General features: G+C 74.5%; 28 protein-coding genes. 17 read left to right on the top strand and 11 right to left on the bottom strand.

Annotation, left to right across the window (positions count from 1 at the left end; all coding sequences use genetic code 11):
- Nucleotides 1-21: 21 nt before the first annotated feature.
- The 3 genes from AB0L25_RS08735 to AB0L25_RS08725 are packed head-to-tail and all read right to left on the bottom strand — an operon-like array spanning nucleotide 22 to nucleotide 3,692.
- Complete coding sequence (locus AB0L25_RS08735) at nucleotides 22-1,626, bottom strand: hypothetical protein (protein WP_500170065.1); 1,605 nt, start codon at nucleotides 1,624-1,626, stop codon at nucleotides 22-24.
- 24 nt (nucleotides 1,627-1,650) lie between these two features.
- Nucleotides 1,651-2,571, bottom strand: a complete 921-nt coding sequence (locus AB0L25_RS08730) for a hypothetical protein (RefSeq protein ID WP_500170063.1) — start codon at nucleotides 2,569-2,571, stop codon at nucleotides 1,651-1,653.
- 29 nt (nucleotides 2,572-2,600) lie between these two features.
- The gene (locus AB0L25_RS08725; protein ID WP_500170061.1) at nucleotides 2,601-3,692 is read right to left on the bottom strand and encodes a CAP domain-containing protein; all 1,092 of its coding nucleotides are present in this window, start codon (nucleotides 3,690-3,692) and stop codon (nucleotides 2,601-2,603) included.
- A gap of 399 nt (nucleotides 3,693-4,091) precedes the next feature.
- Here AB0L25_RS08725 and rplM point away from each other — a divergent pair, with 399 nt between their 5' ends.
- The 3 genes from rplM (at nucleotide 4,092) to glmM (ending at nucleotide 6,778) form a co-directional block, all read left to right on the top strand.
- A complete protein-coding gene (gene rplM, locus AB0L25_RS08720; RefSeq protein WP_075905053.1) occupies nucleotides 4,092-4,544 on the top strand; it encodes a 50S ribosomal protein L13 in 453 nt (150 codons plus the stop codon).
- Between the two features lie 189 nt (nucleotides 4,545-4,733).
- On the top strand, nucleotides 4,734-5,249 hold the full coding sequence (gene rpsI / locus AB0L25_RS08715; protein WP_500170059.1) for a 30S ribosomal protein S9: 516 nt from the start codon (nucleotides 4,734-4,736) through the stop codon (nucleotides 5,247-5,249).
- A gap of 185 nt (nucleotides 5,250-5,434) precedes the next feature.
- Nucleotides 5,435-6,778: a phosphoglucosamine mutase gene (gene glmM, locus AB0L25_RS08710; RefSeq protein ID WP_500170057.1), complete on the top strand. Its 1,344-nt coding sequence runs from the start codon at nucleotides 5,435-5,437 to the stop codon at nucleotides 6,776-6,778.
- A gap of 142 nt (nucleotides 6,779-6,920) precedes the next feature.
- Here the strand turns inward: glmM and AB0L25_RS08705 are convergent, their stop codons facing one another.
- Both AB0L25_RS08705 and AB0L25_RS08700 read right to left on the bottom strand, forming a co-directional pair.
- Nucleotides 6,921-7,229 (bottom strand): hypothetical protein, encoded by a 309-nt coding sequence (locus AB0L25_RS08705; RefSeq protein ID WP_500170055.1) that lies wholly within the window; start codon nucleotides 7,227-7,229, stop codon nucleotides 6,921-6,923.
- Between the two features lie 23 nt (nucleotides 7,230-7,252).
- Entirely contained in the window at nucleotides 7,253-7,921 is a 669-nt protein-coding gene (locus tag AB0L25_RS08700) for an HNH endonuclease family protein (RefSeq protein ID WP_500170053.1), read from the bottom strand.
- Between the two features lie 130 nt (nucleotides 7,922-8,051).
- Here AB0L25_RS08700 and AB0L25_RS08695 point away from each other — a divergent pair, with 130 nt between their 5' ends.
- From AB0L25_RS08695 to AB0L25_RS08675, 5 genes are all read left to right on the top strand, one after another.
- Complete coding sequence (locus AB0L25_RS08695) at nucleotides 8,052-9,014, top strand: DUF389 domain-containing protein (RefSeq protein ID WP_500170285.1); 963 nt, start codon at nucleotides 8,052-8,054, stop codon at nucleotides 9,012-9,014.
- Nucleotides 9,015-9,127: 113 nt separating this feature from the next.
- Nucleotides 9,128-10,069 (top strand): ABC transporter ATP-binding protein, encoded by a 942-nt coding sequence (locus AB0L25_RS08690; protein WP_500170051.1) that lies wholly within the window; start codon nucleotides 9,128-9,130, stop codon nucleotides 10,067-10,069.
- A complete protein-coding gene (locus tag AB0L25_RS08685; RefSeq protein ID WP_500170050.1) occupies nucleotides 10,066-10,944 on the top strand; it encodes an ABC transporter permease in 879 nt (292 codons plus the stop codon). The genes AB0L25_RS08690 and AB0L25_RS08685 overlap by 4 nt, the downstream gene beginning before the upstream one ends.
- The gene (locus AB0L25_RS08680; RefSeq protein WP_500170048.1) at nucleotides 10,941-11,852 is read left to right on the top strand and encodes an ABC transporter ATP-binding protein; all 912 of its coding nucleotides are present in this window, start codon (nucleotides 10,941-10,943) and stop codon (nucleotides 11,850-11,852) included. The genes AB0L25_RS08685 and AB0L25_RS08680 overlap by 4 nt, the downstream gene beginning before the upstream one ends.
- Nucleotides 11,849-12,565, top strand: coding sequence for an ABC transporter permease (locus AB0L25_RS08675; RefSeq protein WP_500170046.1), 717 nt, complete (start codon nucleotides 11,849-11,851; stop codon nucleotides 12,563-12,565). The genes AB0L25_RS08680 and AB0L25_RS08675 overlap by 4 nt, the downstream gene beginning before the upstream one ends.
- A 31-nt stretch (nucleotides 12,566-12,596) precedes the next feature.
- On the opposite strand, the gene AB0L25_RS08670 is transcribed toward AB0L25_RS08675, so the two are convergent.
- Nucleotides 12,597-13,013: a hypothetical protein gene (locus tag AB0L25_RS08670; RefSeq protein WP_500170044.1), complete on the bottom strand. Its 417-nt coding sequence runs from the start codon at nucleotides 13,011-13,013 to the stop codon at nucleotides 12,597-12,599.
- An 84-nt stretch (nucleotides 13,014-13,097) separates the two neighbouring features.
- Here AB0L25_RS08670 and AB0L25_RS08665 point away from each other — a divergent pair, with 84 nt between their 5' ends.
- Complete coding sequence (locus tag AB0L25_RS08665; protein WP_500170042.1) at nucleotides 13,098-13,424, top strand: PadR family transcriptional regulator; 327 nt, start codon at nucleotides 13,098-13,100, stop codon at nucleotides 13,422-13,424.
- On the top strand, nucleotides 13,421-14,038 hold the full coding sequence (locus tag AB0L25_RS08660; RefSeq protein WP_500170040.1) for a permease prefix domain 1-containing protein: 618 nt from the start codon (nucleotides 13,421-13,423) through the stop codon (nucleotides 14,036-14,038). Before AB0L25_RS08665 ends, AB0L25_RS08660 begins: the two co-directional genes overlap by 4 nt.
- Nucleotides 14,039-14,042: 4 nt before the next feature.
- Here AB0L25_RS08660 and AB0L25_RS08655 read toward each other — a convergent pair whose 3' ends face one another.
- From AB0L25_RS08655 to AB0L25_RS08645, 3 genes are read right to left on the bottom strand one after another with little or no spacing between them, the layout of a single operon-like run.
- On the bottom strand, nucleotides 14,043-15,455 hold the full coding sequence (locus AB0L25_RS08655; protein ID WP_500170038.1) for a pyruvate, phosphate dikinase: 1,413 nt from the start codon (nucleotides 15,453-15,455) through the stop codon (nucleotides 14,043-14,045).
- On the bottom strand, nucleotides 15,452-16,024 hold the full coding sequence (locus tag AB0L25_RS08650) for a transcriptional regulator (RefSeq protein ID WP_500170284.1): 573 nt from the start codon (nucleotides 16,022-16,024) through the stop codon (nucleotides 15,452-15,454). Before AB0L25_RS08650 ends, AB0L25_RS08655 begins: the two co-directional genes overlap by 4 nt.
- Nucleotides 16,025-16,026: 2 nt before the next feature.
- Nucleotides 16,027-17,094: a TetR/AcrR family transcriptional regulator gene (locus tag AB0L25_RS08645; protein ID WP_500170036.1), complete on the bottom strand. Its 1,068-nt coding sequence runs from the start codon at nucleotides 17,092-17,094 to the stop codon at nucleotides 16,027-16,029.
- An 83-nt stretch (nucleotides 17,095-17,177) separates the two neighbouring features.
- Between AB0L25_RS08645 and AB0L25_RS08640 the strand changes: the two genes are divergently transcribed.
- The 4 genes from AB0L25_RS08640 to AB0L25_RS08625 all read left to right on the top strand — a co-directional run bounded on the left by AB0L25_RS08640 (nucleotide 17,178) and on the right by AB0L25_RS08625 (nucleotide 20,343).
- Nucleotides 17,178-18,125, top strand: coding sequence for an ATP-binding cassette domain-containing protein (locus AB0L25_RS08640; RefSeq protein WP_500170034.1), 948 nt, complete (start codon nucleotides 17,178-17,180; stop codon nucleotides 18,123-18,125).
- A complete protein-coding gene (locus tag AB0L25_RS08635; protein WP_500170033.1) occupies nucleotides 18,122-18,892 on the top strand; it encodes an ABC transporter permease in 771 nt (256 codons plus the stop codon). The genes AB0L25_RS08640 and AB0L25_RS08635 overlap by 4 nt, the downstream gene beginning before the upstream one ends.
- 60 nt (nucleotides 18,893-18,952) lie before the next feature.
- Nucleotides 18,953-19,093 (top strand): hypothetical protein, encoded by a 141-nt coding sequence (locus AB0L25_RS08630; RefSeq protein WP_500170031.1) that lies wholly within the window; start codon nucleotides 18,953-18,955, stop codon nucleotides 19,091-19,093.
- A gap of 77 nt (nucleotides 19,094-19,170) precedes the next feature.
- Entirely contained in the window at nucleotides 19,171-20,343 is a 1,173-nt protein-coding gene (locus AB0L25_RS08625) for a GDSL-type esterase/lipase family protein (RefSeq protein ID WP_500170029.1), read from the top strand.
- A 10-nt stretch (nucleotides 20,344-20,353) separates the two neighbouring features.
- On the opposite strand, the gene AB0L25_RS08620 is transcribed toward AB0L25_RS08625, so the two are convergent.
- Both AB0L25_RS08620 and AB0L25_RS08615 read right to left on the bottom strand, forming a co-directional pair.
- A complete protein-coding gene (locus AB0L25_RS08620; protein ID WP_500170027.1) occupies nucleotides 20,354-21,832 on the bottom strand; it encodes an MGH1-like glycoside hydrolase domain-containing protein in 1,479 nt (492 codons plus the stop codon).
- Between the two features lie 140 nt (nucleotides 21,833-21,972).
- The gene (locus AB0L25_RS08615) at nucleotides 21,973-23,211 is read right to left on the bottom strand and encodes an MFS transporter (protein WP_500170025.1); all 1,239 of its coding nucleotides are present in this window, start codon (nucleotides 23,209-23,211) and stop codon (nucleotides 21,973-21,975) included.
- 97 nt (nucleotides 23,212-23,308) lie between these two features.
- Between AB0L25_RS08615 and AB0L25_RS08610 the strand changes: the two genes are divergently transcribed.
- From AB0L25_RS08610 to AB0L25_RS08600, 3 genes are all read left to right on the top strand, one after another.
- Nucleotides 23,309-24,001 carry a TetR/AcrR family transcriptional regulator gene (locus AB0L25_RS08610; protein ID WP_500170023.1) on the top strand — a complete coding sequence of 231 codons (693 nt, stop codon included), beginning with the start codon at nucleotides 23,309-23,311 and terminating at the stop codon, nucleotides 23,999-24,001.
- A gap of 178 nt (nucleotides 24,002-24,179) precedes the next feature.
- Nucleotides 24,180-24,809, top strand: a complete 630-nt coding sequence (locus AB0L25_RS08605) for a LysE family translocator (RefSeq protein WP_500170021.1) — start codon at nucleotides 24,180-24,182, stop codon at nucleotides 24,807-24,809.
- A gap of 97 nt (nucleotides 24,810-24,906) precedes the next feature.
- Entirely contained in the window at nucleotides 24,907-25,233 is a 327-nt protein-coding gene (locus tag AB0L25_RS08600) for a VOC family protein (protein ID WP_500170282.1), read from the top strand.
- The last annotated feature ends 14 nt before the right edge of the window (nucleotides 25,234-25,247 follow it).

Genomic DNA, 25,247 nt, shown 5'->3' with positions numbered 1-25,247 from the left:
CGCTCGGCGTCGCGTGCGGCCTCAGCGGCCCGCCCGCGCGTCCAGCGGGCGCGCGTTGTGGTCGATGAACTGCTGCGCGACCTGCTTGACGACCTGGTCGCCGGGCTGGACGGGCTTGCCGTCGGAGCGCTGCACGTACGCGTACACGACGTACCGGCCGCGGACGGTCGCGGCCGCGTAGCCGCCGGCGCGGTCCATGGCGGCGGTGTGCTCGCCCGGCATGCCGCGGAACCACTCGTAGCGGGCCGGGTCCCCGGCCTCGCTCACCGCGAGGGCGGCGGCCTTGGTCGGCATGACCGCGATACCGGACGTGACGGCGACGTGGCGTCCGGGGTCGAGGTACGTCGCCCGGACGATCTTGCGGCACTGCTGCCGCTGGAGGGTCTGCAGCATCGCCCCGTTCGCCGCGTACTTCAGGTCGCGGTTGATGGAGCGGCGGTCGAGCCGGTAGGTGTGCCCGCCGAGATTGATCGCCGCCGTCGGGAAGACCTCGGAGAACTCCAGCGGCTTCGGATCGGTCTTCTCGTTGTCGATCTTCTGCGGGGACGGGTCGGGGGCGGGCGGCGGGGCCTGCGGCGGCTGCGCGGGCGCCGAGGCGGACGGCGTCCCGACCGGGCGCTCGGCGGCCTTGCGGGTGGCGCCGTCGTCCGATGAGCCGCCGACGGCGAACAGTGCGACCACCGCGGCCAGTACGGCCGCCGCGCCGCCGCCGATGAGCAGCGTCCGCTTGTTCCCGGGCCCCTTGCCGCGCTTCGCCCCCTTGGCGGCCGGGCCGGGCCCGCCCGTCCCGGCGGGCGGCGGCGGGGGAGCGTCGGTGGGCGGGACGCCCTGCTCGTGGTACACGGGCGTGACGATGGGCGGTTCGCCCGGGTTCGCCGCGCCGGGCGCGCCCGGTCGCGGGTGCTCCCCGCTCTCCCCGCTCGGGGGCAGGACGCCGGGCGGCAGGATCGCGTCGGGGACGAGCACCGGCGCCGCCGACGCGGCCGCCTTCTCGGCCTCCTTGGCGCGTTCGAACGCGGAGGGCGCCGGCTCCCCGGACGGGACGGGCGCAGGGCCCGGCGCCCGCGCCGGTGCGGCCGTCCCGTTCGCCGCGGCGACGACCGCCTGCCCGGGCTCGGGAGCAGGCGCCGGGGCAGGCGCCGCCGCCGGCGTCGCCGCCGCCGGGGCCGGTGCGGGCTCCTCGGGACGGACGGCCGGGATGCCGTCGGGGTCGGTGTCGGTGAACGTGGACGGCGTCGGAGGCACCAGCGGCTCGGCGGGGACGGCGCCGCGGGAGTCCACCTGCGGGATGCCGACACCGGCCACGAGCGTGCCGGGCGGCCGTCCTGCGGCCGCACGCGGCACCGCGGCCGGAGGCTCGCTCCCGCCCGCGCCCGCGGACGCCCGCGCGCCGGCGGCGTCGGACGCGGTGTCGTCGTCCGCCGGTTCGGGGGCCTCCTCGGACGAGTCGGCCGAGGACGCCCACCAGGGGGCCTCCAGGCCGAACGGGGGAAGCCGGGGGGCCGGGGGCGCGGGCGCCTCGGCCCCGTCGGCCGGCGGGACGGCCGGGGCGCCGGCCGGGGGAGACGCGCCGCCGAAGTGCGGCGGCGCGGGGGAGGCGGTGGCGGCGGTTTCAGGTCCAGACATAAGCAGAGAGGGTATTCAAACCGGTCACTTTTGGAGGGGCTTGCCTTCGGTTTCCCTGTAGTGCAGGGCGAGCGCGAGGTTGCTGCCCTTGTAGATCTCCTCCCCGAAGACCCGGACGGTGTCGTGGTGGCGTTTCGCGATGGTCTTGCCGTTGGGGCGCTGCACCCAGGTCATCACCAGGTAGTGGCCGCGCGCCCGGGCGGTGCCGAGCGCGACGCCCTTGCCGTTCGTCTTCGTGATGCCCTTGCCGGGGAGCGCGAGCAGGTACGCGTCGTCGGCCGTCGCGGCCTTCTCGGCGGCCTTCGCGTGCGCCTCGGTCTTGAGGTTGAGGACGCCGAGCGTCCCGATGAGCGCGCCGCCGCTGATGGCGTAGGTGGCGCGGAGGGCCTGGGTGCAGTCGCCCTTCGCGACGGCCGCGTCCAGCTTGGCGCCGCCGACGACGCCGGTGCACTTCTCTTCGCTGTTCCAGGCCGTGCGCGCGTACTCGTGGTCGTCGATCTCGAACTTGCCGTTGCCGAAGACCTCCTTGAGCGTCAGCGGCGCGGGGTCGGTGGTGCGGTCCCGCAGCTTCACCGGCGCGAGCGTCACCGACGGGGTCGGCGTGGGCGGGGTCGTGGACGGGGCGGGCCGGTCGGCCGCGGCCGGGGCGCCCGAGTCGCCGCCCAGCGTCGACGAGAGCGCGACGCCGCCGCCGACGAGGACGAGCCCGGCGACGACGGCCGCGCCGATGACGAGCGGACGCCGCCGGCGCGGGCGCTCGTCCCCGTACGGGTCGTCGTCGTACCGGTCGGGCCCGGGGCCGAACTCGCGGTCGAACGCGGGGTCGCCCTGGTCGTACGGCCCCGGCGGGCCGTCGAACGGACGGTCGTCTCCGGGACCGTACGGCGACTGCGGCGGCCACGGCGCGCGGCCGCCGGGATTGCCTTGATCACCCGGGTAACCCATGGGGTGGACCCTACCGAACCCCGGACGGGTCACTTCCAGCCGAAGTTCTGGGTCCACAGCTTGCCGCCCGGGCCGTCGACCATGCCGACGCCGATGGCACGAAGATCGCAGTTCAGGATGTTGCGGCGGTGCCCGGGGCTGTTCATCCAGCCGCGCACGACGGCCTCGGCGCTGCCGTAGCCCTTGGCGATGTTCTCCGCGCCGGGGCTGGAGTAGCCGGCGGCCTCCATGCGGTCCCAGGGCGTGTCGCCGTTCTGGGACGTGTGGCTGAAGTAGTCGTTGGCGGCCATGTCGGCGGAGTGCCGCTCGGCCGCGGTCATCAGCCGCTCGTCCGTCCGCAGCGGTCCGCATCCGGCGTCGGCGCGCTCGTCGTTCGTGAGCTCGATCACGGCGCGTTCCGCAGTGGACGCGCCGGTCGTCCGGTAGGTCGGCGAGTCGTCCCCGGCCGAGCCGCCCGAGCCGCCCGAGCCGCCGGGGGAGGACGGCCGGGCCGGGGCGTCCGCGGTCTTCTCGGGGCGCGACGTCGACGGCTTGGGCGTCGGGCGCGGCGGGGCGCTCATGGTCTTGAGCGGCGGCGGTTCCTCCGTGGCGGACGGTGCCGCGGCGTTCGCGGGGGCGTCCGGCGACGGCGCGTCCCCGGCCCCGGACGGGACGGGCGCGGGCCGGTCCTCGGGCAGCGCGTCGGCCGCGGCGGACCGCTCGGGGCTCTGCGCGGGCAGGACGAGGCGGTCGAGCGCGACGCCGGTGCCGATCGCGAGCACGGAGGCGGCGACGGTCGCGCCGACGGTGACGACCGCCCGCAGGCGGCGGCGGGGCCGCTTGGGCGCGCGGCGGCCGGGCGGTGCCGGGCGCGGGCGGCCGCTGGCGACGAGGGTGTCCCCGGCGGGTCCGGGACGGCCGGGACGGTGCGGCGGCGGCGCGGCGCCCGGACGGGGTCCGGGGCCGAAGCCCGGGCCGGGGGCGGGACGGCCGGTGCGGCCGTCGCCGTGGGGCTGCTGGGGTCGCCCGGCGGGCCGGCCGGGTCTGCGGGGAGTGGACAGCGGGGGCTCCCGGGGGCTGGCCGGCGTACGCCGGTACGCCGGCAGGGGGACCGGTCGGCGGCACTTTATCCCTTCATGCACGTCAGAGTAAGAAGATCTCGGTAAAATGATCACTCTGCGTACATTTCGCGACGTTCCGTGACCAGGCGGCGTAAGGAACGGGCCGGTCCCGCGCGGGCCGGGAGGACCACCGGGGGAATCGCGGTCCGCGAGGTGGGGCATACTGGTGGGTGGCTGGGAGACTGTCACGGTTGCTCGCTTTGACCCGCGCCCGCGCGGGCTAGTATCCTGCGGGTTTGTTGTATGCGTCGGCGCCTGCCCGGACGGTGGGATGGCGACGGCATCCACGTGTCGGTGTGCCCCATGTGCGCTCGCACGGGCCCCGGCCTCCCGGAGCGCCCGGTCGGAACGAGAACGAGTCTGATCGGCGCGAGCAGGAGATCCGCTGAGAAAGTCGACGAGAAACGAAGGCTGACGACCGTGCGCACGTACACCCCTAAGCCCGCTGACGTTCAGCGTCAGTGGTACGTCATCGACGCGACCGATGTCGTGCTGGGCCGTCTCGCCAGTCATGTCGCGCAGCTGCTTCGGGGTAAGCACAAGCCGATCTACGCTCCGCACCTCGACACCGGTGACTTCGTCGTCATCGTGAACGCCGACAAGGTGTCGCTGTCCGGCAACAAGCTGGAGCAGAAGCGGGCGTACCGGCACTCGGGCTACCCGGGCGGACTGCGGTCGGTGAACTACGCCGACCTGCTGGCCAAGAACCCCGAGCGGGCCGTCGAGAAGGCGATCAAGGGCATGCTGCCCAAGACCACACTCGGCCGCCAGATGTTCCGCAAGGTGAAGGTCTACGCCGGTCCGGAGCACCCGCACCAGGCGCAGAAGCCGGTCCCGTTCGAGATCACCCAGATCAGCCAGACCGGCAAATAAGGCAGACCCGGTCGGCTTCCGGGCGCAGAGCGCCCTGCAGCCGCCCGGTACCCGTCCGGTCGGGCGAGGGGGAGAGTTCCCTCTGGTCGGCCGGGAGCGCGCACGCGGCCGTGTGCGCGTCCGTTCAGTGGCCGCCGGGGCACCCGATGACCGGGCCAGCCGCCCTGGCTAGAAGACCCAAGGAGAACCGTGGACGAGTCCACCGGCACCGAGACGCCCGAGGGCGTCGAGTTCGACTCGTACGAGGAAGCGCCTTCCGAGTACACCACCGAGAGCCCCGAGGCCGCGGGCGAGGGTTTCCTCGGCCAGCCGGTCGCGACCGGCCCCGCCGCCGGCACCGGCCGCCGCAAGCAGGCCATCGCGCGGGTGCGCATCGTCCCCGGTAGCGGCCAGTGGAAGATCAACGGCCGCACGCTGGACCAGTACTTCCCGAACAAGGTCCACCAGCAGATCGTGAACGAGCCGTTCGTCCTGCTGGGCCTGGAGGGCCAGTTCGACGTGCTCGCGCGCGTGAACGGCGGCGGCACCACCGGCCAGGCCGGTGCGCTGCGCCTCGGGATCTCCCGCGCGCTGCAGTTCGCGAACATCGAGCACCGCCCGGCGCTGAAGAAGGCCGGGTTCCTCACCCGCGACGCGCGGGTGCCGGAGCGTAAGAAGGCCGGTCTCAAGAAGGCCCGCAAGGCTCCGCAGTACAGCAAGCGTTGATCGACGGCACGAGCCGCCGCACCCCATGGCTTCTCCGTGGCCGACCCCGCATGGTCGGCGCGCCGGGTGCGGCGGCTCGTCCGCTTTTTCTGGTTCGTTCGCTTTGTATGCCGCACGGCACGGACGGGACGCCGCACGTCCCGTCCCGTCCGGGCGGCTTTTCTCGTCTCTCCGGGAGTTGAACTGTGGCTCGTCTGTTCGGGACCGACGGCGTGCGGGGGCTCGCCAACCGTGATCTGACCGCCCGGCTCGTCATGGACCTGTCCGTCGCCGCGGCGCGGGTCCTCGGCGAGCAGGGCGAGTTCCGGGGGCATCGGCCGCTGGCGGTGGTCGGGCGCGACCCGCGCGCGTCCGGCGAGTTCCTCGAGGCCGCCGTCGTCGCGGGGCTCGCCAGTTCCGGCGTGGACGTGCTGCGCCTCGGCGTCCTGCCCACCCCGGCCGTCGCGTACCTGACGCACCAGCTGCACGCCGACCTCGGCGTGATGCTGTCCGCGTCGCACAACCCCGCCCCCGACAACGGGATCAAGTTCTTCGACCGGTACGGGCACAAGCTGCCCGACGAGACCGAGGACCGCATCGAGGCCCGGCTCGGCGAGGAGTGGGACTGGCCGACCGGCGCCGGCGTCGGCCGCGTCCGCGACGCGCACGGCGCGGTCGAGCAGTACGTGGCGCACCTCGTCGCGTCCGTCCCGAACTCGCTGGACGGCCTGCGCGTCGTCGTCGACTGCGCGAACGGCGCGTCGTCGGACGTCGCGCCCGAGGCGCTGCGCCGCGCGGGCGCCGAGGTCATCACGATCGGCACCGCCCCGGACGGCCTCAACATCAACTCCGGGTGCGGTTCGACGCACCTCGAGGCGCTCCAGGCCGCCGTCCGCGAGCACGGCGCCGACGCCGGCATCGCCAACGACGGCGACGCGGACCGCTGCCTCGCCGTGACCGCCGCCGGCGAGGTCGTCGACGGCGACCAGATCATGGCGATCCTCGCGCTGGAGATGCGCGAGTCCGGCGCCCTCGCCGCCGACACCGTCGTCGCGACCGTGATGTCGAACCTGGGCTTCAAGCTGGCGATGCGGGAGGCCGGGATCACGGTCGTCGAGACCGCCGTCGGCGACCGGTACGTGCTGGAGGCGATGAAGGCGGGCGGGTTCGTCTTCGGCGGCGAGCAGTCCGGCCACGTCATCATGCTCGACCACGCCACCACCGGCGACGGCGTCCTCACCGGCCTGCGGCTCCTCGCGGCGATGGCGCGGCGCGGCCGCCCGCTGGACGAGCTCGCGAAGGCGATGACCCGGCTGCCGCAGGTGCTGGTGAACGTCAAGGGCGTCGACAAGACCCGCGCGAAGACGTCCCCCGAGCTGGCCGCGGCCGTCGCCGCCGCCGAGGCCGACCTGGGCGAGACCGGCCGGGTGCTGATCCGCCCGAGCGGCACCGAGCCGATGGTCCGCGTGATGGTCGAGGCGGCGTCGCAGGAGCAGGCCCAGAGCATCGCCGAGCACCTCGCCGGCGTCGTCCGCACCGCCCTCGCCTGACCCCGTCCACGCCCTGAGCCTCGCCTACGCCCCGCGCGGGCGACGGGGGCTCGTGCGGTGGCGGCCCCTGGTGGCCGCGGTCTCGCGTCCGGACGCCCGTGCCCGTGCCGTCAGGCGACGGCACGGGCGTCCGGGCGGTTCGTCAGCGCTCCTCGATGTCCAGGCGGCCGACCTTGAGGTGCTTGATCTCGACCGTTCCGGCTTCCAGGTGGTCGACGATGGCGCGCTTGACGATGAGCTTGCCGATGGCGACGGCGCCGACGGCGAGCACGCCGAGGGCCATCGAGCCGAGCGCCAGGGAGCCGAACGCGTTGCCGAGGCGCAGGTCGAGGCCGGTGGCGGACGCGCCGGTGGCCTCGGCGCCCGTGACACGTGCGCCGACGGCGCGTTCCGTCCGGACACGGGGGCGTTCGTCCTGCTCGTTCGCGGGCTGCTCGATGGATTCGCTCATGGGTCGAGCATAGGACGGCCGGTTCAGCAGCGGTCGAGGAAGCCGTCGAGGGCGCGCTTGTCGGCGGAGGTGACGGGCAGGCCGTACATGGCGGCGACGCCGATGTAGGTGAGCGCGTACTCGCACTGGAACGCCTTGCGGGGCTTCCATTCGGCGGGGCCGGAGTCGCCCTTCTGCCCGTTGGGCACGCCCCACACGGCGAGCAGGTTGCCGTGGTCGTTGGCGAACCGTTCGCGCTTGCGCTCGCTCCAGCCGGCCGCGCCCATCCGCCACGCGAGCGCGAGCGGGTAGACGTGGTCGATCTGCACCTCGGCGGCGTCCGCCTTGGTGAAGGTGATCTCGCGGCCGGTGTAGGGGTCGTGCAGGCGTCCCGCGACGACGACGCAGTCGCCGCGCTTGCGGACGTCCCGGAGGTCGCGGGCGAGGACGTCGTTGCGCTGGTCGCAGCCGTTGCGGTCGGTGTCCTTCCAGCGGGTGCCGAACGCGGCGCGCTCGTAGCCGTCGCCGTCGTCCTCGGCCGCGACGCGCAGGTCCGCGAGCGCCTCGCGCGCCTCGGCCGCCTCGGCGCCCGACGCGCCCGACGCGCCGGGCGGGGCGGGCGTGCCGGTGCCGGAGATGCCGACGTCGGCGCTGCATCCGGTGAGAAGGGCCGCGGCGAGCGCGATGGCCGCCATGGGTGCCGCGCGTTGCATGCCGTCACCGTCCTGGGGGGTTTCTGTGGTTTTTCGCCGAGATGCAGGTGAATAAACGATCTCACCGTACGGGGCGGCGAAGTGGCCGTGCGCGGCGGCCGTTCAGGGGAGGATGTGGGGCGTGCTGCACATGAGAGCGATCGTCCCCCCGGACCGGACGGACGAGGTCTGCAAGGCGCTCGCCGACTGCGACGGGGCGACGAACATCGTGGTCGTCCGGGGCGCGGCGCTGTCCCCGGCCGGCGACCTGGTGACCGGGGACGTCGCCCGCGAGTCGGCGAACGAGGTGCTCGACGCGCTGCAGGGGCTCGGGGTCGACCGGGACGGGTCGATCGCGATGGAGCGGATCGACCTGTCGATGTCGCAGGTCGCGGAGCGCGCGGAGCGGCGGGCGCCGGGGCACGGGGACGACGCCGTCGTGTGGGACGAGCTCGACCGGCAGGTCACCGAGGGCACCGAGATGACGTGGTCGTTCATCGCGTTCCTGGTGCTGGCGACGCAGCTCGCGGCGATCGCGGCGCTGATCGACTCGCCGATCCTGGTCGTCGGCGCGATGGTGCTCGGGCCGGAGTTCGCCGCGGTCGCGGCCATCTGCTACGGCATCGTGCGGCTGCAGGGCCGGCACATCGTCGACGCGGTGCGCACGCTGGTCATCGGCTTCGCGGTCGCGATCATCGTGACGTACGTGTGCGCGCTGGTCAGCCGGTGGGTCGGCGTGATCGAGATGGCGGAGCTGCCCGCGGACCGGCCGCTGACCGCGTTCATCTACAGCCCGGACCGCTGGTCGTTCATCGTCGCGCTGCTGGCGGGGGCGGCCGGGGTGCTGTCGCTGACGGCGGGGAAGTCGTCGACGCTGGTCGGGGTGTTCATCTCCGTCACCACCGTGCCCGCCGCGGGGAACCTCGGGGTGGCGCTGGCGCTGAAGCACGTGAGCGAGATCGAGGGGTCGCTGATGCAGCTCGGCGTCAACTTCGGCGGCATGATCATCGCGGGGACGGTGACGCTGCTCGTGCAGCGGGCGGTGTGGGCCCGCGTGCTGCGCCGCCGCACGCACCGGACGTCCACCGGACGGCCGGTGCACCGGGGACCGTAGCGGCGCGTCGCCCTTCGGGGCGACTTTGGTCGATACCGAAATCAGACCTATGGCCCACGGCATCGCACCTAAGGGCGACGTGAGCGGACAACACAGGCGATAGGTTCGGCACCATGCCGATCATCGCCACCCAGGGCCTGACGATGAGGTTCCCCCGGGTGACCGCCCTCGACGACCTGAACGTGGCCGTCGAACCGGGCGTCGTCGGGCTCGTCGGCGCCAACGGCGCCGGGAAGTCCACGCTCATCAAGATCCTGCTGGGGCTGCAGCCGCCCACGGCGGGGACGGCGAGCGTGCTCGGGCTCGACATCGCGCGCGAGGGCGTCCGCATCCGGGAGAACGTCGGGTTCATGCCCGAGTACGAGTGCCTGCCGCCGGACATCTCCGCGACCGAGTTCGTCGTCCACATGGCCCGGATGTGCGGGCTGCCCGCGACCGCGGCCCGCGAGCGCGCCGCCGACACGCTGCGGCACGTCGGGCTGTACGAGGAGCGGTACCGCCCGATGGGCGGCTACTCGACGGGCATGCGCCAGCGGGTGAAGCTCGCGCAGGCGCTCGTCCACGACCCCAAGCTCGTCTTCCTGGACGAGCCGACCAACGGCCTCGACCCGGCCGGACGCGACGAGATGCTCGACCTGATCCGCCGGATCGGCGCCGAGTTCGGGATCAGCGTCCTCGTCACCTCGCACCTGCTGGGCGAGCTGGAACGCGTGTGCGACCACGTGGTCATCATCGACGGCGGGAAGCTGCTGCGCTCCCAGGCCGTCGAGGCGTACACCGAGGCCAGCGGCGCCCTCACCGTCGAGGTCGAGGAGGGACGGGACGAGCTGGGCGCGCGGCTGCACGAGCGGGGCGCGACCGTTCGTCCGGAGGGGCGGCTGCTCGTGGTCGAGATCGCGGACGAGACGACCTACGACCTCGTCCGGGACGGCGTCGCCGACCTGGGGCTGCGGCTGATCCGGATGGAGCAGCGGCGGCACCGCATCGAGGAGGTCTTCCAGGGCGACCCGGCCGCGGCCGCCCCGGCCGTGCCGGACCAGGGGGCGCCCCGATGAGCACCAGCACGATCCACGACATCGGCTACCGGCACTACGAGGGCCGCCGCAACGGCCGCGGGTACGTGCTGCGGTCGCTGTACGTCCACAACCTGCGGGCCGCGTTCGGGCTGGGCCGGCCCGCCCGCGCCAAGATCATGCCGTTCCTGCTCGGCGCGATCATGCTGCTGCCGGCCGCCGGGTCGATCGCCGCGTTCGCGGTCTCCAAGCAGGAGGACGCGCTGATCCCGTACTCCTTCTACGCGGTGATCATGCAGGTGGTCATCGCGATCTTCACGGCGACGCAGGCGCCGGTGCTGGCGTCGCGGGAGCTGCGCTTCCACGTCGTCCCGCTGTACTTCTCCCGTCCGATCGACCATCTGGACTTCGTCCTCGCCAAGATCGGCGCGATGGCGACGGCGCTGCTCGCGATCACGGCCGTGCCGATCACCGTCCTCTACGTGGGCGGGCTCGTGACGAAGGCGCCGGACTCGGGTCAGCAGCTCGTCGACTTCCTGACGGCGCTGGTCGGCTGCGTGCTGTTCGCGGTCGTGCTCGCCGCGATCGGGATGGTCGTCGCCGCGTTCACGCCCCGCCGCGGGTTCGGCGTCGCCGCGGTCATCGCCGTCTACATGCTGTCCGTCGCGTTCGTGGCGATCGTGCAGACGCTCGCCGAGGTGCAGGGCAACTTCACCCTGCAGGGCTGGATGTCGCTGTTCACCCCGTTCGACCTGGTCGACACCGTCCAGGTCAGGCTGCTCGGCGCGGAATCGGCCTCGATGGCGGCGGCGCCGGGCGTCGGCGGCGGGCTGGTCGCGCTGTTCCTGTGCGCCGCGCTGGCGGTCGGCTCGATCGCGGTCCTGTACCGCCGGTTCCGGAAGGCGGGCCTCTCATGAGCGAGCTGAAACTGGAGAACGTGTCCCGCTGGTACGGCAACGTCGTCGCCGTCAACGGGGTGTCGATGACGATCGGACCGGGCGTCACCGGGCTGCTCGGCCCGAACGGCGCCGGGAAGTCCACGCTCATCCACATGATGGGCGGGTTCCTCGCGCCGTCCTCGGGGACGGTCACGCTGGACGGCGCGCCGATCTGGCGGAACCCGGACGTGTACCGCGGGCTCGGGCTCGTCCCCGAGCGGGAGGCGGCGTACGACTTCCTCACCGGCGCCCAGTTCATCGAGGCGATGGCGAAGCTGCACAAGCTGCCCGACCCGGACGCCGCCGCGCGCCGCGCGATCGGCCTCGTCGAGATGGACTACGCCGCGGACCGCGCGATCGGCAACTACTCCAAGGGCATGAAGCAGCGGATCAAGATGGCGTCCGCGCTCGTGCACGACCCGCCCGTCCTGCTCCTGGACGAGCCGTTCAACGGCATGGACCCGCGGCAGCGGCTCCAGCTGATGGACCTCATCCGGCGGATGGCCGACGAGGGACGCACGATCCTGTTCTCGTCGCACATCCTGGAGGAGGTCGAGCGGCTCGCCGGGCACATCGAGGTCATCGTCGCGGGGCGGCACGCCGCGTCCGGCGACTTCCGCCGGATCCGCCGGCTGATGACCGACCGGCCGCACCTCTTCCTCGTCCGGTCCGCGGACGACCGCGCGCTCGCCGCCGCGATCATCGCGGACGGGTCGGCGCGCAGCGTGCAGCTCACCGACAAGGGCCTGCAGGTCGAGGCGACCGACTTCCAGCGGTTCACCTGGCTGCTCCCGCAGGTCGCGAAGCAGGCGGACGTGCGGTTGTGGGAGGTCTCGCCGGCCGACGAGTCCCTCGAAAGCGTCTTCTCCTACCTGGTGGCGAAATGAACGCGACGATCGCGAGAATCACCTTCCGGTCGATGCTCGGCCGGCGGCGCGCGCTGCTGCTGCTCGTGCTGCCCGCCATCCTGCTGGCGCTCGCGGCCGGCATCCGCCTCACGGGCGAGGACGACCTGGAGACCGCAGCCCTCGTGCTGCAGCAGTTCGGGCTGGCGACGCTGCTGCCGCTGCTGGCGCTCATCGCCGGCACCGGCGTGATCGGCCCGGAGATCGACGACGGCCAGATCATGTACGTGCTGACCAAGCCGATCCCGCGCCAGGTGATCGTGCTGACGAAGCTGGCCGTCGCGATCGTGCTGGTCACGGCGTTCGCGGTCGTCCCGACGCTGCTCGCCGGGATCCTGCTGGCCGGGACCACCGCGGGCGTGACCGTCGCGTACACCGTGGGCGTCCTCGTCGGCGGCCTCGCCTACAGTTCGATCTTCGTGGCGCTCGCGGTCGCGAGCCGCAACGCCGTCACGGTCGGCCTGCTGTACGCGCTGGTGTGGGAGTCGCTGCTGGCGAGCTTCGCGCCGGGCGCGAAGTCCGCGTCCGTCCAGGCGTGGGCGCTGGCGGTGACGGACTCGCTGACCTCGGCGACGATGGTGGACTCGTCCGTCGGCCTGCCGCTGGCGATCACGCTGCTGGTCGCGGTGACGGTCGTCGGGACGTTCCTGGCGGTGTTCCGGCTGCGCGCCCTGTCGGTCGCGAGCGCCGAGTAGTCCCGCGCCGCTCCGTTCGTCCGCCCCGGCGTCACGCGCCCGGGCGGACGATCATCAGGACGGCGACGGCCGTCCACAGCAGGTTGAAGATCCCGGTGGTCATCGCCAGCCGGCCCGCGACCCGCTCGCCCGGGACGTCCCCGGCCACCGCCCGCGCCTGGACGGGCAGGACCGCGAACGCCAGCAGCGCCGCCGCGACGGCCGTCAGGACGATCGACGCGACGAGCCACGCCTGCGTCAGCACGCCGAGCGTCGCCCCCGTGCCGAACCCGAACAGCGGCACCGCGAGCCCGACCAGCGCGTAGCCGCGGCAGATCCGGTGCAGGACCGCCATGACGCCCGCGTTGCCCTCGCGGGCGTAGCGGGGGAACAGCGACCCGGCCACCGACACCGGCCCGATCGCCAGGATCGCCGCCAGGACGTGCAGCGTCAGCAGCACCTCGGTCATCGTGGCTCCTCATGAGTTGGTGACCAACATATTGGCTACCAATACATAGCACGCCTACGCGTTCGATAGGTAGGCTGCGTACCTATGAGGGGAGACGCGGTACGGGGACACCTGGACGCACTGCTGCTCGCCGTGCTCGAAGCCGGCCCGCTGCACGGGTACGCGATCATCACGGCCGTCCAGGAGCGCAGCGGGGGAGCCCTCGAACTGCGCACGGGCACCGTGTACCCGGCGCTGAACCGGCTGGAGCGCGTCGGGCTGCTGAGCGGAAGCTGGCAGTCCGCGGGCGGGCGCCGCCGCCGCTGCTACGCGCTCACCGACGCCGGCCGCCGCACCCTCGCGGGCGAGCGGACGGCCTGGCGCGAGTTCACGTCCGCGATCGGCGCGGTCCTCGAACCGGGACCGGCATGATCATCGACGAGCACGTCGCCGCGCTCTCCGCCGCCCTCCAGGGCCCCGCCCGCACCAAGGCGCGGATGCTCACCGAGGTCCGCGCCGGACTTGCCGACGCCACCGACGACCTCGCCGCGACGGGCCTGCCCGCCGACGACGCCGCGCGCCGCGCCGTCCGCGACTTCGGCGCCGTCGCGGACGTCGCCCCCGACTTCCAGCGCGAACTCACGATCGCGCAGGCCCGCCGCACCGCCCTCGCGGTCGCGCTCAGCGCGCCCGTCCTCCTGCTCTGCTGGCAGGTCGCGGGCTCGGGCGGCGGTGTGCTGCCGCACACCGCCCGGCTCGTCGGCGCCGCCGCCGCGGTCGCCGCCCTGCTCGGCGCCGGCGGCCTCGCCGCCACCGGCGCGTGGGCCCGCCGCCTGCCCGTCCCGTCCGCCCTGCCGCGGACGGTCGCGTGGGCCGGGACGGTCTCCGGCGCGGCCCTCGGCGTCAGCGCCGTCGCCCTCACCGTCGCGTCCGCGCTGGCCGGGAACTGGCCGCTCGCCGCGGCGATCGCCGCGCTCACTCTGGTGTCCCACGCGAAGGTCGCGGCGTCCGCGCGGGCCTGCCGCCACTGCGCCCGCCTCGCCTGACGGATCAGCCGGACGCGTCGGCCCATTCGAGCAGGCGCGCCAGGTGCGGGTTCGCCGCCTCGGCCGCCGGGGCGCGCCCGGCGACGACCTCGCCGCCCGTCCCGTCGATCGTGACGAGCGCGCCCGCCGGGACGTCGAGGCCCCGCGCCCCGACCACGGCCGGTTTGCCCATCGACCGCGCGACGACCGCCGCGTGGCTCGTCGTCCCGCCGACGGCGGTGACGACGCCCGCCGCCGCCGCGAGCCCGTGCATGTCGAGCGGCGACGTCTGCGGGCGCACCAGGACGACCGGGCCTTCGGCCGCCATGCGGACCGCGTCGTCGGCGGTGGTCGCCACCCGCCCCGTCGCGACGCCCGGGGAGGCGCCGACCCCGCGGGCCAGGACGTCCAGCCCGGCCGTGTCGAGCCGAGGGGCGCGCGCGTGCCGCAGGTCGTGCGGCGACACGCGCCGGACCGCCTCGCCCCGGTCGATCACCCCCGCGTCGGCCAGGTCGACCGCGACCCGCACGGCCGCGCGCCCGGCGAGCCCCCCGGCCCGGACCTGCAGCAGCCACAGCGCGCCCGACTCGAACGTGAACTCCACGTGGCACGCGTCCCGGTAGCGCCCCTCGATCCGCCGCAGCGCGTCGAGGAGGGCCGCCTGCACCTCGGGCTCCCGATCGGCCAGCGCGGACAGCCGCAGCGGGCTCGACCGCCCGGACACGACGTCCTCCCCCTGGCCGCCGAACAGCACCTCCCCGAACGGGACGGGCTCGCCGGTGCCCGGGTCCCGGCTGAACGCGACGCCCGTCCCGCTGCGCCCGTCCCGGTTGCCGAACACCATCGCCTGCACGGTTACGGCCGTCCCCGAACCGTCCGGAATGCCGTGGATCGCACGATAGGTCTTCGCGCGCGCCGTGTTCCACGACGCGAACACCGTCCGAACGGCGAGCTCAAGCTGCCCCCGCGCGTCCTCCGGAACCTCGACGCGGGCCGCCATGGGGACGCCGGAGGTTGCGGCGGTGAGGCTTTCCAGGAAGCGGCGGCGGGAGTCGTGGGCGAAGGGGGCGTCGCCCGTTTCGGCGGCGAGGGCCGCCGTCGCCTCCGTCGTGAGGCCCAGGTTCAGGATCGTGCTCATCATGCCGGGCATCGACACCGCGCCGCCCGAGCGGACGGCCAGGGCCAGCGGGCGGGCGGGGCCGCCGAGGCGTCGTCCGGTGGCGGTCTCGAGGTCCGCGACGGCCGCGTCCAGTTCGGCGGCGAGACCGTCGGGGAGGCGGCCGTCGCGCAGGAACGCGCGGCACGCCGGGGTGCCGATCACGAACCCGGGCGGGACGGGCAGCCCGAGGCGGTGCAGCTCGATCAGGCCGCGGGCCTTGCCGCCGAGGACGTCCGCGGGCTCGTCGACGTCCGGGGCGAGCGGGTGCGTCCAGGTCATCGCGGGATGCCCAGCGTGACGAGCAGGTCCTCGTGGAGCTGGAACCACACCGTGTGGTACGAGGCGAGGTCGTCCGCCACGTACTCGACCGCGCCGGCGCGGGCCCGGGCGAGCGCGCGGGCGAGCCGGTCGCGGTACCGCCGGAACCGGAGCAGCGCGGCGGCGAGGTCGGCGCAGACGGCGTCGGCGCGCAGGTGGAAGTCGGCCAGCGCGTCCAGCACCCGGGCGCCGTCGTCGGTGCGGAGCTGCCACGCCGTGCAGAGGTCGAGCATCTCCGGGTTGAGCACGAGGAAGCGGTCGAACGCCGCGGCGACCCGGGGACGGGCGCCCGTCGCGTCCAGCTCGGCGCGCATGCGGGCGGCGTCCGACACCCGTCCGGCGTCGGTGAGGCTCCACCCGCCGAACTCGCCGGGCAGGTGCGTGACCAGCCCCGACACCGCGAGGTCGATCAGTTCGGACTCGACGTCGGGTTCGGGGAGCGCCGCGGCCTCGGCGAGCCGGGCGGTGCCCGCGACGCCGACGCAGCGCAGGGTGTGGAGGACGAGCAGGTCGGTGCCGGTCGCGTGCATCGTCACACCCGCGTCCCGCCGGCCGCGACCGCGTGGGCCGCGCCGCGCCCGTCCGCGCGGGCGACGATCTCGCCCGCCCGGACGCGCACGGCCGTCTCGGTGTCGTCGTCCGGTTCGGGGACGCCCGCGGCCGCCGCGACGGCGCCGCGCTCGTCCAGGACGAGGCGCAGGCCGGGCCGCGCGTCCGGGGGGAGCGCGCGGCGCAGGCAGCGGGTGACGTCGCCGATCCGCAGCCGCACGAGGCGGCCCAGCTCGGCGGGGTCGCCCGTCACGACGGCCACGGTCACCGGCTCGCCGGGGCGGGCCGCGCGGACCGCCTCCTCGGCCGCGCGCAGCCGGCCGGTGCCGAGGACCGCGACCACCCCGTCGGCGCCGAGGGCGGCCGGGCGGCCGGTGATCTCGTCCGTGGGTTCCCCGGGCGGCTCCCAGGCGTCCCGGACGGGCGTCGCGGGGACGGCGAACGGGAGGTGCGGCGGGTCCCAGGCGTCGGCGAGGTCGAGTCCGGCCAGGTGGCGGCAGGCGCGGGCGACGTCGAACGGGTCGCCGAAGCCGGGCGCCGTCCCCGCGAGGTGCCCGGAACCGTCGAGCAGCGTCAGCACCAGCTCGGCCAGCCGGACGCGCCGGACATGCGGCGCGTACGTCTCGAGCGCCAGCCCGAGCAGCAGCGCCTCCAGCCACGTGACCTGCGCGAGCGCGGTCCGGCCGCGGTCGTCGTCGAACAGGCCGTCCGTCGACCGGAGCCGCAGCCCGGCGCTCGCGGGGGAGTCGCCGCTCATCGGGAGGCGTTCGAGCCGGGCGCGGGCGAACGCGCCGAGCGCCTCGTCGAGCGAGGCCGCGGGCGGCGCCGCGGCGCCCTCCGGCTCGTCGAGCGCGTCGACGAGGACCGCGAGGTACAGCGCGCGCTTGCTCGGGAAGTTCGAGTAGACCGCGCCGCGGGTGAGTTCCGCCCGCTCCGCGATCCGGTCGATCTTCGCGTCGGCGTAGCCGCGTTCGGCGAACTCCTCCCGTGCCGCGACCAGCACGGCCGCGCGCGTCCGTTCCTGCCGCTGGGCCCGCGTGAGCCTGACCATCGCCACCCCTCGTTGCTCGTCCGGACGCCCTAAGATACTTTCACCATCCAGATGATGCCAACATCCTAATGTCGGGAGCATGTATGGACCAGCAAGGCTTCGAGGCGGAGGACCTGGTCAGACGGTTCGGCGGGACCACGGCACTGGACGGCGTCACCCTGGCGGCCGGGCGCGGGCGGGTGCTCGGGCTGCTCGGGCCCAACGGCGCGGGGAAGACGACCGTGATCAGGATCCTGGCGACCCTGCTGCGCCCGGACGCCGGACGCGCGACCGTCGCGGGATTCGACGTGGCCCGCGACCCCGCGCGGGTCCGGGAGCGGATCGCGCTGTCGGGCCAGCACACCAGCGTCGACGAGGAACTGACCGGACGGGCGAACCTCGTGATGATCGGGCGGCTCCTCGACCTGTCCCGGCGCGGCGCCGCGGCACGGGCGGACGAACTGCTGGACCGGTTCGGGCTCGGCGACGCCGCCGACCGCCGCGTCGCGGGCTACTCCGGCGGCATGCGCCGCCGCCTCGACCTCGCCGCGAGCCTCGTCGGGCGGCCCGAGGTCGTCTTCCTCGACGAGCCGTCCGCCGGCCTCGACCCGGGGAGGCGGGACGAGCTGTGGCGGCTGATCCGGGGCCTGGCGGCCGACGGCGCCACCGTCCTGCTCACCACCCAGTACCTGGAGGAGGCCGACGCGCTCGCCGACGCGATCACCGTCATCGACGGCGGGCGGGTCATCGCCGCCGGGGCCCCCGCCGAGCTGAAGCGCCGCATCGGCGGCCACACGATCGCCGTCCGGCTCGGCGATCCCGCCGACGCCGAACCCGCGGCGGCGATCCTCGCCGCGATCGCCGGACGCGCCCCCGACCGCGCCGCGCGCGGCGAACTCGTCGTCCCCGTCACCGGCGACGCCGCCCTCTACGAGACGGCCGCCCGCTTCCGCGAGCACCGGATCGGCGTCACCGAACTCGCCCTGCGGCTGCCCAGCCTCGACGAAGTGTTCCACGCCCTGACCGGCGACTCCCGGAAGGCGGCACGATGACCGGCCCCCTGCGCACCGTCCGGCACGCCCTCGTCCTCGCGCGCCGGAGCCTGGCGAAGACGGGACGCAACCCCGGTCCCGTCGTGAACGGTGTGGTCTCGCCCGCGCTGTTCCTCGTCCTGTTCCTCTACCTGTTCGGGCGCCCGGTCGCGGGCTCGACCGGCGACTACCTGCAGTACCTGTTCCCCGGCATCCTCGTCATGGGCGCCGCGCTGTCCGGGCTGGTGTCCACCGGCACGAACATCAACCTCGACCTCAAGAACGGCGTGACCGACCGGTTCCGCAGCATGCCGATCAGCCGGCTCGCGCCCCTCCTCGGGTCCGTGCTGGCCGACTTCGCCCGCTACGCGTTCGCCGTCGCCGCGCTGTTCGTCCTCGGCGTCGCGCTCGGCTTCCGCACCGGCGGCGGGATCGCCGCGGCCCTGGGCGCCGCGGGACTGGCCGTCCTCTTCGGGTTCTGCGTGAGCTGGGTCGCCGTGCTCTTCGGCGTGCTCGTCCGCGACGCCGGGGCCGTCCTGGCGTTCAGCTTCATCACCTTCCTGCCGCTGCAACTGGGCACCAGCCTCGCCGCGCCGACCGGCACCCAGCCGGGCTGGCTGCGCGCGTGGGCCGAGGTCAACCCCGTCACCCACGTCATGGACGCCTGCCGCGCCCTGCTGAACGGGACCCCGGCCGACGGGACCGTCACAACCACGCTGCTCTGGTGCGCCGCCCTGTTCGTCGTCTTCTGCCCGCTCGCCGTCCGCGCCTACGGCCGCGCGGAGTGAGCACGGCCGAACCCGGACGGTGCTCTTGCACTTAGTTCAAGAGCACTCGAGAGGACCCCCATGCCGACCCTCGCCGCCGTCCTGCTCGCCGCCGCCGAGGGCGCCTTCCCCCGCTGGGTCATGCCGCACCTGCAGAACGTCCGCCACGTGATCGTCTTCGGCGGGTCGGCCGTCGCCCTCCTGGCCGTGACCCTCGGCTGACCGCGCCCGTCCGCCGTCCGATTTGCCTACACCCCTTAGGCTATAACCAACAAGCCTTCAAGGAACGGCGAGCGACCATGCAGACCTGGACCACCACGCCCATCACCGCGGACCTCCTGCGCGGTGCCCTCGATGTCGAGCGCACCGCGCGGGGCGTGCTGCCGCACCGGCTGCCCGCGCGGGCGCGCGCGCAGAACACCGATGGGCAACTCGCGATGGCCGAGGCCCAGCCGTCCGGCGTCCGGCTGGCCTTCCGCTCCCGCGCCACCGCCGTCGAACTCGACGCGGTGCCCACCAAGCGCTCCTACACGGGCGCCCCGGCCCGTCCCGACGGCGTGTACGACCTGCTCGTCGACGGACGCCTGCACGGGCAGGCCGTCCTGCCCGGCGGCGACACCCTGGTCATCGACATCGCCACCGGCGCCGCCGAGCACCGGCCCGGCCCGTCCGGCACCGTCCGCTTCGCCGGCCTGCCCGGCCGCGCCAAGGACGTCGAGATCTGGCTGCCGCACAACGAGACGACCGAGCTCGTCGCCCTGCGCACCGACGCGCCCGTCGAACCCGTCCCGGACCGGGGCCGCCGCACCTGGCTGCACCACGGCAGCTCGATCAGCCACGGCTCCGACGCCGCGAGCCCCACCGCCACCTGGCCCGCGCTCGCCGCGGCGGGCGGCGGCGTCGAGCTCACCAACCTCGGCTTCGGCGGCAGCGCCCTGCTCGACCCGTGCACGGCCCGCGCCATGCGCGACGCCCCCGCCGACCTGATCAGCGTCAAGATCGGCATCAACCTGGTCAACACCGACGCGATGCGGCTGCGCGCCTTCACCCCCGCCGTCCACGGGTTCCTCGACACCGTCCGCGAGGGCCACCCGGACGCGCCGCTGCTGGTCGTCTCGCCGATCTACTGCCGCATCCACGAGGACGTCCCCGGCCCCACCGCCATGGACGCCACCGGCCTCGCGGAGGGACGGCTGCGGTTCCGCGCCACCGGCGACCCGGCGGAACGCGCGGCCGGGAAGCTGACGCTGAACGTCGTCCGGGACGAGCTCGCGCGCATCGTCGAGCGGCGCGCGGCCGACGACCCGAACCTGCACCTCCTGGACGGGCGCGACCTCTACGGCGCGGCCGACTACGCCGAACTCCCGCTGCCCGACGACCTGCACCCGGACGCCGCCGCGCACCGGCGCATCGGCGAACGCTTCGCCGCCCGCGCCTTCGGCCCCGGCGGGCCCTTCGCCGGCGGAGCCTGATCCCCGCGGGTCAGCGGTCCGCGGCGGCCGGCCGCGCCACGGCGCCGATCCGGCCGGCCGTCGAGGCGTCCAGCCGCCGCGCGCCGTCGTGGACGATCGACGGCAGCGGCACGGCGCCGTCGTCCGCGGCCAGCATGTCGAGGGCGAGCGCCGCCGACCAGCTGAAGTCGTGCGCCCCACGCCCGCCGCCGTCCACGGGGTCGAAGTACTCGCGGAACCCCGAGCGCTCCACCAGGTCGAGGGTCGACGCGGAGATCGTCCGGGCGATGTCGGGCCGCCCGGCGCGCAGCGCGCCCACCCACAGCAGCCAGTTGGTGTTCACCCACGTCGGGCCGCGCCAGTAGCGGCGGCGATCGAAGTTCGGCTCGCGCAGATCGTAGGTGGGAACCGGGTGGCGGCAGCCGCCCATGAACGCGGGCGACAGCAGCAGACCGACCAGCCGGTCGCGCACGCCGGCGGGCAGCCACGGGTCGAGCAGCGGCGCGAACCCGGCGATCGTCGCCGCCGTCCCCCGGACGCCGGTGCGGACGTCGCGGGCGACGAACGTGCCGCGCTCGTCGTCCCACAGCCGCTCCATCAGCCCCCGGTGGACGACGCGGGCGGCCCGCAGGTGCGGCTCCGGGTCGCGGCCGAGCCGCCGGGCGATCTCGGCGAGGCACAGCTCGCCGTCCAGCAGGATCGCGTTGAACAGCGGGTCCTCGACCGTGAAGCCGTGCTTGTCGAGGAGCTTGAGGTCGTCGTAGCCGATGTCGCGGTAGCTCTCGGCCAGCGCGATGTACGCCGAGTAGTCCGCGTCGCTGGGCCGCTCGTCCGCCGGAACGTGCACCATGTCCTGGCGGACGAACGCGCACCGCGCCTCGGTGAACTGTGCGAGGAACGGGTCCCACGCGGGGCTGTTGTCCGTGCCGGACTCCCACGGGTGGACGATGCACGCCAGCCCGCCGCCGTCGAGGTCGCGGCGCTCGCGCAGGTAGCGGTGCTGCGCGGCGAGCTTCGGGTACGCCTCGGCGAGGAACCGGACGGCCGCGGCCTCGTCGCCGGCCCGCGTGCAGACGGTCAGCGCCGCGCGGGCGTGCACGGGCGGCTGCACGATGCCGGACGTCCGCACGGCGGGGGCGTCCGGAACGCCGCGGCTGTCCCAGAAGCCGGGGCCGGGGAAGTACGACTCGTCCTCGGTGTCGCCGTAGACGATGTGCGGCAGCCGTCCGGTGTCCCACTGGGCGCGGAGCAGGCCGAGCAGCTCGCGCTGCGCGCGGTCTTGGTCGATGCGGGCCAGCCCGATCGCGATGAACGCCGAGTCCCAGCTCCACTGGTGCGGGTACTGCGTGCGGGACGGCAGCGTGGCGGCGCCCGTCCAGTTGCCGGCCAGCGTGGCGACGGCGGTCTCGGCCAGCCGGCGCCGCTCGTCCGGGCCGGGGCGCATCGCCGGGGGAAGGCCGGCGCGGACGTCGACCTCACCGGGTCCCGCGAAGGGTGCGGCGCGGTCCACTCGGGGGCTCCTCACAGGTCAGGGGCATGTCGAGGGGGCACGTTGACCGAACATGCACCGTCCATCGACCACTCATTGTCATGGTATGACCTAATCTTGTAACTTCGTGGCGCGCAGCGGAACTTTTGCATTCCCGCAGTTCACGCTTCCGGACCGGCCAGACTGGCCCGCCGCAGAGCAGGAAAGGCCGCCGCGACGGCCAGCGTCGCGATCACGCAGAACACGCCCCCGGCGACGACGGCCGTGTGGGGACTCGTCAGCTCGGCCAGGAAACCCACGCTCGCGTTGCCCAGCGCGGGGGACACGGTGGCCTGCACCATCCACAGGCTGCTGACGCGGCCGCGCAACCCGTCGGGCGTCCCGTGCTGCAGCAGCGCGGAGCGCAGCGTCTCCGAGATGAGATCGCCCAGCCCGGCCAGCGCCAGCAGCAGCAGGGCCAGCGGCAAGAGCGTCGTGGCGCCGAAGCCGGTCAGCGACGCGCCCCACAGCAGGACGGCGCCGATCAGCGCGTGGCCGCCCGCCCGCGCCGTCCATCCGCTGGTGGCGGCACCGATCAGCGCGCCCAGCGCGGGCGCCGCGTACAGCAGGCCGACGACCGCCGGCCCGCCCCCGAACCGCTCCTCGGCCAGCGCCGGGTAGAGCGCCTGCGGCATCGTGAACACCATCGCGGCGGCGTCTACCAGCAGCAGCCCGGCGACGAGCCGCCGTCCGCGCACGAACCGCAGCCCGTCCGCGACCGAGGCGAACGCCCGCCGCACCCCGGCGCCCGCGCCCGCGCCGCCGTCCGGCGGGAGGGGCCGCACGAACAGCAGGGCGAGCGTGAACACCAGGAGCCCGGCGGCGTCGATCGAGTAGCAGGCGGCGAGGCCCGGACCGGCGACGAGGAGGCCGCCGACCGCCGGGCCGAGGAGCGCGGCGAACTGGGCGGACGCCGAGGTCAGCGCGCCCGCCGCCGCCAGCCGTCCGGTTCCCGCCAGCGCGGGGACGGCCGCGAGCATCGCCGGGCCGCCGAGCCCGGCCAGCAGCCCGGTCAGGCCCGTGGCCAGGTAGATCACCCACACCCGCGGCTCCGGCAGCAGCGCGTTGACCGCGAGGACGCCCGCGACGGCGGCCAGCGGCGCCCGCGTGGCCAGCATGAGCAGCCGCCGGTCCAGCCGGTCGGCCAGGACGCCGCCCACGATCAGCCCCACGACCATCGGCAGCGCCCGGGCCAGGCTCACGAGCCCCGTCTGCAGCGGCGAGCCGGTCATGCCGTAGATCTGCACGGCCACCGCCACGCTCGTCATCAGCGTCCCGACCAGCGCGCCGACGAACCCGGCGTACAGCAGGCGGAAGTCGCGGCTCTCCCGCAGCGGGGACAGGTCCATGACCAGGCGCATGGCACTCCTTAGGTAAGGCTTACCTCGGTCACCCTGATGGACCGCCCGCCAGAAGTCAACATGTGTGAAGTTCAAGCGCCGCTAGGCTGGCGGCGCGATGAGCACCCAACCCCGGCGCCGGCCGACCCACCGCAAGGGCCGCGCGACCCTCACCCGCGAGTCGGTCGGCGCGGCCGCACTGGACTTCCTCGGCCGCCGCGGGCCCGCCGAGCTGACCATGCGCTCCCTCGCGGCCGAGCTCGGCGTCTCGCCGCGCGCGCTGTACAACTACGTGCGGGACCGCCGCGACCTCATCACCGTGGCCGCCGAGATCTTCGAGTCCCGCTGGGCGCCCGCCGTCCTCGACCCGTCCCGCTGGCGGGACGACCTGCGCGCCTTCTGCCGCGACCTGCGCGCCCACTACCGGCGCCACCCCGGCATGACGACCCTCGCCCTCGGCGAGAACGTCACCCCCGCCCGCCACCCGGCGATGCTCCGCAACGTCGACGCGCTGATCGGCGTGTTCGTCCAGGTGGGCCTCCCGCTCCCGGACGCCTACCGGGCCTGCATGGAGACGATCCGGATGGTCGCGGGCTTCGTCGAGTTCCAGGACGCCCCGCACGACCGTCCGCCCCCCGACCTGGACCCCGCCGACCTGCACGCGTCGCCCCCGCCCTGGCTGGCCGCCCCCGACGGCGAGGACCTCCCGCACCTGCGCCGCATCGCCGTCCTCGAACCCGACCCGCCGGACGTCCTGTTCGAGTTCGCCCTCGACGTCCTGATCGACGGCATCGCCGCCCGCACCCGCTGAGCGCCCACGGCGGGAGGGGCCCCGGCCCCTTCCCGCCCGCCGTCGCTGGCCCTTCGTGATGGAGACGTGCATGCTCGCGTAGTCGAACGTGGTGGCGCGCCGCTTGAAGAACTCGTGGGCAGGCGATCCGACCCGCGCCGGCGTTTCCTCGCCGTCTCCGGAATGCGAAGATCGACGGATGCCGATCGACCCGCACCTGCTCGCCGTGTTCACGGTGACCACCATCGTCGCCCTCGTCACCCCGGGGCCCGACATGCTGTTCGTCCTCGGCTGCGGCGTGCGGGGCGGCGCCCGCGCGGGCCTGCTCGCCACGGCCGGCGTCGTCACGGGCGACGCCCTGTACATCGTCGCGGCCACCGCCGGACTCGCCGCGCTCCTCACGGCGTTCCCCGTCGCGTTCACCGTGATCCGGATCGCCGGCGCCGCGTACCTGATCTACCTCGGCGTCCAGATGATCCGGAACCGCAGGAAGGGGCGGGTCGACGACCCGGCCGCGACCGGGATGTCGGGCAGGCGCGCGTTCCTGAACGGCGTCGTGGCCTCGGCGGCCAACCCGCAGACCTTCACGTTCGTGGTCGCCTTCCTCCCGCAGTTCATCGACCCCGCCGCCGGGCCCGTCTGGCTCCAGGTCGCGATCCTCGGCGCCGTCCTGCTCACGCTCGAGTTCCTCGCGGACGGCACGGTCGGCGTCCTCGCCGGACGCATCGGCGGCTGGCTCCGGACCCGCGAGACCGTCCGCCGCCGCCTCGACGCCGCGACCGGCGGCGTCTTCATCGGCCTCGGCGTCACCCTCGCCGCCGAAACCTGACCCTCGCCGCGGCCGTCGGCCCGACGACCTGGTGTGCGACCCTGGGCGGGTACTCCAGCCGCCACCACCGGGAGCCGCCGTGCCCATCCGCCGAGCCATGCCCGACATCCGCTCCGAGGCCATGGAGGAGAGCCGCGACTTCTACGGCCTCCTGGGCTTCGAGGAGGTCATGAACCTCGGCTGGGTCATGACGCTCGCCTCCCCGTCAAACCCGACCGCCCAGGTCACCTTCATGACCCACGACGCGACCGCGCCCGTCGTGCCCGACATGAGCGTCGAGGTGGACGACGTCGACGCGGCCTACGCGGCGATGCGCGCGAGCGGCGCCGAGATCGTCCACCCGCTGCAGGACGAGGAGTGGGGCGTCCGCCGCTTCTTCGTCCGCGACCCCAACGGCCGAGTCATCAACGTCCTGTCCCAGTAACGCCCTCCGCGACC

It is taken from the genome of Spirillospora sp. NPDC052242 (assembly GCF_040679555.1).
GTDB lineage: Bacteria > Actinomycetota > Actinomycetes > Streptosporangiales > Streptosporangiaceae > Spirillospora.
The sequence above is the reverse complement of the archived record's forward strand: the minus strand, read 5'-3'. Positions and strand labels throughout refer to the sequence as shown.

What these genes read in the sequence shown, in the direction of transcription:
- AB0L25_RS08705 (WP_500170055.1), bottom strand. Translation starts at nt 7,229, where the DNA reads ATGAGCGAATCCATCGAGCAGCCCGCGAACGAGCAGGACGAACGCCCC.
- AB0L25_RS08730 (WP_500170063.1), bottom strand. Translation starts at nt 2,571, where the DNA reads ATGGGTTACCCGGGTGATCAAGGCAATCCCGGCGGCCGCGCGCCGTGG.
- AB0L25_RS08675 (WP_500170046.1), top strand. Translation starts at nt 11,849, where the DNA reads ATGAACGCGACGATCGCGAGAATCACCTTCCGGTCGATGCTCGGCCGG.
- AB0L25_RS08635 (WP_500170033.1), top strand. Translation starts at nt 18,122, where the DNA reads ATGACCGGCCCCCTGCGCACCGTCCGGCACGCCCTCGTCCTCGCGCGC.
- AB0L25_RS08695 (WP_500170285.1), top strand. Translation starts at nt 8,052, where the DNA reads ATGAGAGCGATCGTCCCCCCGGACCGGACGGACGAGGTCTGCAAGGCG.
- AB0L25_RS08645 (WP_500170036.1), bottom strand. Translation starts at nt 17,094, where the DNA reads ATGGTCAGGCTCACGCGGGCCCAGCGGCAGGAACGGACGCGCGCGGCC.
- AB0L25_RS08605 (WP_500170021.1), top strand. Translation starts at nt 24,180, where the DNA reads ATGCCGATCGACCCGCACCTGCTCGCCGTGTTCACGGTGACCACCATC.
- AB0L25_RS08690 (WP_500170051.1), top strand. Translation starts at nt 9,128, where the DNA reads ATGCCGATCATCGCCACCCAGGGCCTGACGATGAGGTTCCCCCGGGTG.
- AB0L25_RS08655 (WP_500170038.1), bottom strand. Translation starts at nt 15,455, where the DNA reads ATGACCTGGACGCACCCGCTCGCCCCGGACGTCGACGAGCCCGCGGAC.
- AB0L25_RS08665 (WP_500170042.1), top strand. Translation starts at nt 13,098, where the DNA reads ATGAGGGGAGACGCGGTACGGGGACACCTGGACGCACTGCTGCTCGCC.
- AB0L25_RS08615 (WP_500170025.1), bottom strand. Translation starts at nt 23,211, where the DNA reads ATGCGCCTGGTCATGGACCTGTCCCCGCTGCGGGAGAGCCGCGACTTC.
- AB0L25_RS08670 (WP_500170044.1), bottom strand. Translation starts at nt 13,013, where the DNA reads ATGACCGAGGTGCTGCTGACGCTGCACGTCCTGGCGGCGATCCTGGCG.
- AB0L25_RS08630 (WP_500170031.1), top strand. Translation starts at nt 18,953, where the DNA reads ATGCCGACCCTCGCCGCCGTCCTGCTCGCCGCCGCCGAGGGCGCCTTC.
- AB0L25_RS08685 (WP_500170050.1), top strand. Translation starts at nt 10,066, where the DNA reads ATGAGCACCAGCACGATCCACGACATCGGCTACCGGCACTACGAGGGC.
- AB0L25_RS08735 (WP_500170065.1), bottom strand. Translation starts at nt 1,626, where the DNA reads ATGTCTGGACCTGAAACCGCCGCCACCGCCTCCCCCGCGCCGCCGCAC.
- AB0L25_RS08625 (WP_500170029.1), top strand. Translation starts at nt 19,171, where the DNA reads ATGCAGACCTGGACCACCACGCCCATCACCGCGGACCTCCTGCGCGGT.
- AB0L25_RS08700 (WP_500170053.1), bottom strand. Translation starts at nt 7,921, where the DNA reads ATGCAACGCGCGGCACCCATGGCGGCCATCGCGCTCGCCGCGGCCCTT.
- AB0L25_RS08660 (WP_500170040.1), top strand. Translation starts at nt 13,421, where the DNA reads ATGATCATCGACGAGCACGTCGCCGCGCTCTCCGCCGCCCTCCAGGGC.
- AB0L25_RS08640 (WP_500170034.1), top strand. Translation starts at nt 17,178, where the DNA reads ATGGACCAGCAAGGCTTCGAGGCGGAGGACCTGGTCAGACGGTTCGGC.
- AB0L25_RS08680 (WP_500170048.1), top strand. Translation starts at nt 10,941, where the DNA reads ATGAGCGAGCTGAAACTGGAGAACGTGTCCCGCTGGTACGGCAACGTC.
- AB0L25_RS08600 (WP_500170282.1), top strand. Translation starts at nt 24,907, where the DNA reads ATGCCCGACATCCGCTCCGAGGCCATGGAGGAGAGCCGCGACTTCTAC.
- AB0L25_RS08610 (WP_500170023.1), top strand. Translation starts at nt 23,309, where the DNA reads ATGAGCACCCAACCCCGGCGCCGGCCGACCCACCGCAAGGGCCGCGCG.
- AB0L25_RS08650 (WP_500170284.1), bottom strand. Translation starts at nt 16,024, where the DNA reads ATGCACGCGACCGGCACCGACCTGCTCGTCCTCCACACCCTGCGCTGC.